Origin of the sequence: Williamsia herbipolensis, from assembly GCF_000964005.1 — a bacterium.
In the GTDB taxonomy this organism is placed as follows: Bacteria; Actinomycetota; Actinomycetes; order Mycobacteriales; family Mycobacteriaceae; genus Williamsia_A; species Williamsia_A herbipolensis.
The window spans coordinates 108,541-115,015 of record NZ_JXYP01000009.1; the positions used below are offsets into that span (position 1 = coordinate 108,541).

The following is a 6,475-nucleotide window of genomic DNA, read 5'->3' on the forward strand; positions in this document are numbered from 1 at the left end:
GTCGGATCGCGTTCACGCGTACGTTCCACACCGCACTGTTGGGTTGGCGACCAACGAGATTCGCCTTGTACAGTCGCGGTTCATGAGGATGACTGTCTTCGGGTGCGGCTATCTCGGTGCCACCCACGCCGCCTGTATGGCCGAGCTGGGCCACGACGTCCTCGGTGTGGACGTCGACGCCGAGAAGGTCGCCATGCTCGCCCGCGGCGAGGTGCCGTTCTACGAGCCGGGGTTGCCGGAGGTGCTCGCCCGCAGCCTCGAGTCGGGTCGGCTGCATTTCACGACCGACTTCGACGAGGCGGCCGCGTTCGCCGACGTCCACTTCCTCGGTGTCGGTACGCCGCAGAAGCGCGGTGAGTACGCCGCCGATCTGAAGTACGTGTTCTCGGTGGTCGACGAACTCGCGGCGCGTCTGACGGGCTCGCACCTGCTGATCGGCAAGTCGACGGTGCCCGTCGGTACGTCGGTGGAGATCAAGAAGCGGATCGCGGCGACCGGTACCTCCGCCGACATCTCCGTCGCCTGGAACCCCGAGTTCCTGCGCGAGGGCTTCGCGGTCGCCGACACCCTGCGGCCCGACCGCATCGTGCTGGGGCTCGACCCCGACGGCGATCCCGACGCCGTCGTGGCGAAGGTGGAGGAGGTGTACGCACCGATCCTCGCGGCCGAAACTCCCTTTCTGCGTACCGATCTGGCGACCGCCGAGCTGGTGAAGGTGTCGGCGAACGCGTTCCTGGCCACGAAGATCTCGTTCATCAACGCGATGAGTGAGGTGTGCGAGGCCGCCGGGGCCGACGTGTCGACCCTCGCCGACGCCATCGGCTACGACCAGCGCATCGGACGCCGATTCCTCAACGCGGGCTTGGGTTTCGGTGGCGGGTGTCTGCCCAAGGACATCCGGGCGTTCATGGCGCGTGCCGGTGAACTCGGTGCGTCGCAGGCGTTGACGTTCCTGCGTGAGGTCGACTCGATCAACATGCGGCGTCGCACGGCGATGGTGGAGTTGGCGACCGTGGCGTGCGGCGGGAGCCTCCTGGGGTCGAACATCGCAGTGCTCGGAGCGGCGTTCAAACCCGAGAGCGACGACGTGCGCGACTCACCCGCCCTCAACGTGGCGGGACAGCTACAGCTCAAGGGCGCCGCGGTGAGCGTCTACGACCCGAAGGCGATGGCGAACTCGCGCAAGCTGTTCCCGACCCTGGACTACACCGACTCCGCGCGCGAGGCCTGCCACCTCGCCGACGCGGTGCTGGTGCTGACCGAGTGGGCGGAGTTCCTCGAACTCAAGCCGGCCGATCTGGAACCGGTGGTGCGCAAGAAGGTGATCATCGACGGGCGGCGCTGCCTCGACCCGGCGGTGTGGATGAACGCCGGCTGGGAGTACCACGGCCTGGGCGGCACGCCGCGCGTCGTCGCCCCGTCGTCGCATACCCGCTGACCTCAGCTCCCGAGGTAGTCCTTCAGCTCTTCCTTCAGCGTGCGATCGAGCGCACGGTTGAGCGCGTTGTGCGCGGTCTTGGTGGCGACCGCGCGCATCTCGGTGACGAGCACCGCAGCCCACTCCGACTCCTCGTCGCCGCGCGGGATCCATCCGTCGCCGCGCCGGGCCACGAACTCGTCGCGCGCCGCCGAGATCAGGGTCTGTGCGGCGCCGTCGAGGTTCTCGTCGAGCTTGCCGAACACCGTGACCAGCGAGCGCAGCGCGAGACCCAGCTCGATCAGTCGCCCCATGCCGTAGACGGTGTCGCGGTCGAGCAGGATGTAGTCGTCGCCGTCGCGCTCGATGAGGCCCAGATCGACCATCGCGGCGTAGTCGGCGGCCTCGGAGGAACCGAGTATCGACTCCAGTGCCTCGGCCGAGATCCGCTCGGTGGGGGTCTTCGCCCACGGCTCGGCGAGGATCTCCTCGATGCCGAGCACCTCGGCCAGGCCGTCGCCGCGCTGCATCCCGCGGATGAAATCGGCGATGTGGCGCGCGGTGAAACCGCGCTTGAGGAGGTTGTTGATCAGGGTCAGACGGGCGAGATGATTGTCTGTGTAGATCGCGATCCGACCACGCTTCGCAGGACGGGGTAGCAGCCCCCGGTCCTGATAGCCACGCACGTTGCGCGTGGTCGTCCCGGCGGCGCGGGCCAGGTCGTCGATCCGATACTCAGTCATCAGCGCAGAAGCATACCGCCAGGTCGACCACTGCCATTTGCGTTTGTCTCATGATCAAACGTGACATTGACAAGTGTAACCATCTGTGGTGATCTCGTCGGCGTGAGAAGCTCCCTCCGATCACGCGCCCTGGTCACCTCGACCGCGCTGTGGTTGCCGCCGCTCGCCGAGCGCGTCCCCGCCACGCCGCAGGGCGTGCGCTTCACCCGACGACTCGTCGCCACCACCATGCGACTCGGTGGGCGGGTGCCCGCCGGCACCCAGGTCGACCGGGTCCGGACCGCCACCGACGACGGGTCACCGGTCCGCGGCGAGTGGGTGCGCCACCGCCGCGTCACCGACACCCGCCGAGTCATCCTCTACGTCCACGGCTCGGCGTTCGCCATCTGCTCGGCGGCCACCCACCGCGCGCTCGTGGCGCGACTGTCGAAGGCGTCGGGGATCGCGGCGTTCAGCGTCGACTACCGCCTCGCCCCCGAGCATCTCTTCCCGGCCGCCGCCGACGACGTCGCCGCGGCCTACCGATGGCTGATCGCCACCGGACACGAACCCGCCGACATCGTCCTCGCCGGCGACTCCGCCGGTGGTCACCTCATCCTCGACCTGCTGGCCTGCAATGCCCGCGAGAACGCGCCCCAGCCCGGTGCGGTGGTGATGATGTCGCCGCTGTTCGATCTCACGCTGGCGCTGGCCGCCGAGCGCGAACGCGTACGCCGCGACCCGATGATCTCGGCGAACGCCGCGGCCCGCCTGGTCGGCCACTACACGCGCGGCGCCGACCACGACGGCCCGCGACTGCGACTCGACCTGGCGAAGGGGTCGGTGCTGCCGCCGATGCTGGTGCAGGCCGGTGGAGCCGAGATGTTGAGCGCCGACGCGCGCAAGGTCGCCGAGGTGGTCACCGCGGCCGGCGGACGGTGCGAACTGCAGATCTGGCCCGGTCAGATGCACGTCTTCCAGGCCTTCGACCGCCTCATCCCCGAGGCCGACCGCGCCGTCGCAGCGGCCGCGGTCTTCCTCACCACCGCGCTACGACGCGACCACTCGACCACCGGACACCGACGGAGTGCATGACATGAGTCCCCGAACCACCCCCCGCACGCGCCAGGCGCGCGCGGTCGTCACCGGCGCGGGCAGCGGCATCGGCCGCGCCTTCGCCCTCGAACTCGCCCGCCGCGGCGGCCAGGTCGTCTGCTCCGACATCGATCACGACCGCATCGCCGAGACCGTCGAGATGATCGAGCGCGCGGGGTCGGGAACGGCGCACGCGGTGTTCTGCGACGTCTCGCGCACCGACGACATCGACGCCCTCGCCGAGCGCGCCGAGGAACTGCTCGGCGGACCTACCTCGCTGATGATCAACAACGCCGGTGTCGGCATCGGCGGCAAGCCGGTGGGGGAGATCGGTCTCGAGGACTGGCAGTGGGCGCTGGGGATCAACCTCTGGGGCATGGTCTACGGCTCGGAGAAGTTCGTCCCGCAGCTGCGACGCGCGGGTCGCGGCGGGCTGATCAACGTCGCCTCGACCGCGGCGTTCTCCGCCGCCCCCGGTATGGCCGCCTACAACGTCGGCAAGGCCGGGGTGCTGGCCCTGTCGGAGACCATCGCCGCCGAACTCGGCGGGACAGGCCTCGCGGTCACCGTGCTGTGCCCGACGTTCGTGAAGACCAACGTCGCCGTCGACGGCCGCATCACCGCCGAGGCTAGCCGCCTCGCCGGCACCCTCATGCGCTGGACCGGCTTGTCGCCCGAGCGGGTCGCCCGCGGCACCCTCGACGCCCACGACCGCGGGCAGCTCTACGTCGTCCCGCAGCTCGACGCCAAGGCCATCTGGGCCGCCAAACGTCATCTGCCCCGGACCTACACCGCCGGTGCGGGCCTGCTGAACCGTCTGCTGCCGGCGGTCGCCCCCACCACGGCGCCCACCGCGCTCGCGACACAACCGACATCCACGACCACCGCCCCAGGAGTGTGACCCGCATGGCCGACGATTCGACCACCAACCCCCGCGATCTCGTGGACTCACCCGTCTACGAGACGGTCATCATCGGTGCGGGGTTCGCCGGCATCGGTACGGCGATCCGGCTGCAGCAGGCCGGCGTCGAGGACTTCGTGCTCATCGAGCGCGACACCCGACCGGGCGGCACCTGGCGCGACAACACCTACCCCGGTGCGGCGTGCGACATCCCCTCGCGCCTCTACTCGTTCTCGTTCGCGCCCAATCCCGATTGGTCACACACCTATTCGGGCAGCGAGGAGATCCTGCGCTACATCGACCGCATGGTCGCCGACCACGATCTCGACCGCCGTATCCGCTACCGGTCCACCGTGACCGGCGTCGTGTTCGACGAGCCCAACGGTGTGTGGGAGGTGGCCATCGCCGGTGCCGATCCGGTCTTCGCGCGCACGGTCGTCGTCGCGTCGGGTCCGCTGTCGACACCGGGGTACCCCGACATCCGCGGCATCGAGGAGTTCGCGGGCACGCGCATGCACAGCGCCGACTGGGACCACGACTACGACTTCACGGGCAAGAAGGTCGGTGTGATCGGTACCGGCGCCAGCGCGGTGCAGATCATCCCCGAACTGGTCGACCGCGCCGCGCAGGTCTCGGTGTTCCAGCGGACCCCCGGTTGGGTGCTGCCGCGCCTCAACCCGGCGGTGAGCTCACGAACCCGCAAGGCCTACAAGCGGATCCCCCTCCTGCAGTCGGCCGCGCGCACCGCCTGGTACTGGGGGCACGAGTCGGTCGCGCTGGGTGTCGTGTGGAACTCGCCGCTCACCCGGGTCGTCGAGGCGGTCTCGAAGGCGAACATGCGTGCGCAGGTGAGCGATCCGTGGATGCGACGCCAGCTCACCCCCGACTTCCGCGCCGGGTGCAAGCGCCTGTTGATGACGAGCAAGTACTACCCCGCGCTGCAGAAGGACAACTGCCGCCTCATCACCTGGCCCATCGCCCGCATCAGCGAGCGCGGTGTGCGCACGGTGGAGGGTGTGGAGCACCAGTTCGACTGCCTGGTGTTCGCGACCGGCTTCGAGGTGTCCAAGCAGGGCTCACCGATCCCCATCACGGGTCGCGAGGGACGGGTGCTCGGCGACGAGTTCGCGCGCGGCGCCTACGCCTACCGGAGCTTCGCGGTCTCGGGATACCCGAACCTCTACTTCACCTTCGGCCCCAACTCCGGCCCCGGGCACAGCTCGGCCCTGGTCTACATGGAGGCCCAGATCGACGCGATCACGATGGCCGTCACCACCGTGCTGCGGCGAGGACTCGCGGTGCTCGACGTACGGCGCGACGCCCAGGATCGGCACAACGCCGACATCCAGCGTCGCCTGACGAAGACCACCTGGAACTCCGGATGCAGCAGTTGGTATCTCACCGCCGACGGCTTCAACGCGACGATGTACCCGGGTTTCGCCACCCAGTACGTCGCACAGATGCGCGGGGTCGACCTGACCCGGGACTTCACGGCGGTCGCCCTCGACGACCGCGCATCACACGCCCGGGTGTCCCGCGTCTGAGTGATAATCTCGAACGCGATCGGCGCCGTGGGGATGGCGACGGTCGTGTCTCGGGGGGAAGATGTCCACTGCGCAACGCGCGCCGCATTCCGGTGCGGTCATGCTCGACGAGTCGCTGCTGCACGAGGTGCAGCGGACGCTCGCCGCCTCGGGCATCACCGACTGCGCCGCATTCGTGCTGGTCGAACTCAACGAGGGTGGCCTGCGGACCGCCGTCGTCGACAGCTCGACCGGCGCGAGCCTCGTCGAGCGCGGTGACGGCAAACTCTGTCCCCGCATGCTCGATCTGTCGATGGCCGACCACCTGGTGCGGTCAGGTCGTGTCGAGCGTCCGGCGTCGTTCGAATGGGCAACCGAGCTGATCGACCTGATGCCCGACATCCGCGCACGGCTCGCGGTCACCGACGGCGCGTTCGCGATGGGCGCGCGCCACGTCGCGATGTTCCGCGTGTCGCGACGCGACTACTACGCAGGACTGCAGCCGCACCTGCTGGCGGCCCAGAGTCTGTGGCAGGCAGTGGCTCTCAACTCCGCACCGCCGGTCGGTGCCCTGGTCTTCATGCCCGAGCACGAGCAGTGGCCGGGGTTGTTCCCGACGCTGTCGCACCTCGCCCCGATACCGGCCGTCGCATTGCGGGACCCCGGACCCGCGGCCGAGGTCCCCGCCATCGGTGCCCGGCGCCGCAGGGACGACGAATCGCCGGACGCCCCTGTCCCCGCCGCGCCCTCCCTCGACACCTCTGTCCCCGCGGCGCCTCCCCTCGACACCTCTGTCCCCGCGGCGCCTCCCCTCGAC

Annotated in this window: 5 protein-coding genes and 1 pseudogene; 5 read left to right on the forward strand and 1 reads right to left on the reverse strand. The window is 69.5% G+C overall.

Translation table 11 applies throughout. The features are described 5' to 3' along the window. The first annotated feature begins 82 nt into the window (after nt 1-82). Nucleotides 83-1,438: a UDP-glucose dehydrogenase family protein gene (locus TU34_RS03030; protein ID WP_045821361.1), complete on the forward strand. Its 1,356-nt coding sequence runs from the start codon at nt 83-85 to the stop codon at nt 1,436-1,438. Nucleotides 1,439-1,440: 2 nt separating this feature from the next. Here the strand turns inward: TU34_RS03030 and TU34_RS03035 are convergent, their stop codons facing one another. Next, the gene (locus TU34_RS03035) at nt 1,441-2,160 is read right to left on the reverse strand and encodes a MerR family transcriptional regulator (protein ID WP_045821362.1); all 720 of its coding nucleotides are present in this window, start codon (nt 2,158-2,160) and stop codon (nt 1,441-1,443) included. 102 nt (nt 2,161-2,262) lie between these two features. Between TU34_RS03035 and TU34_RS03040 the strand changes: the two genes are divergently transcribed. The 4 genes and pseudogenes from TU34_RS03040 to TU34_RS23850 form a co-directional block, all read left to right on the forward strand. Then, nucleotides 2,263-3,234: an alpha/beta hydrolase gene (locus TU34_RS03040; RefSeq protein WP_045821363.1), complete on the forward strand. Its 972-nt coding sequence runs from the start codon at nt 2,263-2,265 to the stop codon at nt 3,232-3,234. Nucleotide 3,235: 1 nt separating this feature from the next. Continuing rightward, nucleotides 3,236-4,135 carry an SDR family NAD(P)-dependent oxidoreductase gene (locus TU34_RS03045; protein ID WP_045821364.1) on the forward strand — a complete coding sequence of 300 codons (900 nt, stop codon included), beginning with the start codon at nt 3,236-3,238 and terminating at the stop codon, nt 4,133-4,135. 5 nt (nt 4,136-4,140) lie between these two features. Continuing rightward, on the forward strand, nt 4,141-5,679 hold the full coding sequence (locus TU34_RS03050) for a flavin-containing monooxygenase (RefSeq protein ID WP_045821391.1): 1,539 nt from the start codon (nt 4,141-4,143) through the stop codon (nt 5,677-5,679). Between the two features lie 61 nt (nt 5,680-5,740). After that, a pseudogene (locus TU34_RS23850) lies at nt 5,741-6,475 on the forward strand (hypothetical protein); the annotation flags it as partial.

What these genes read in the sequence shown, in the direction of transcription:
- TU34_RS03030 (WP_045821361.1), top strand. Translation starts at nt 83, where the DNA reads ATGAGGATGACTGTCTTCGGGTGCGGCTATCTCGGTGCCACCCACGCC.
- TU34_RS03045 (WP_045821364.1), top strand. Translation starts at nt 3,236, where the DNA reads ATGAGTCCCCGAACCACCCCCCGCACGCGCCAGGCGCGCGCGGTCGTC.
- TU34_RS03035 (WP_045821362.1), bottom strand. Translation starts at nt 2,160, where the DNA reads ATGACTGAGTATCGGATCGACGACCTGGCCCGCGCCGCCGGGACGACC.
- TU34_RS03050 (WP_045821391.1), top strand. Translation starts at nt 4,141, where the DNA reads ATGGCCGACGATTCGACCACCAACCCCCGCGATCTCGTGGACTCACCC.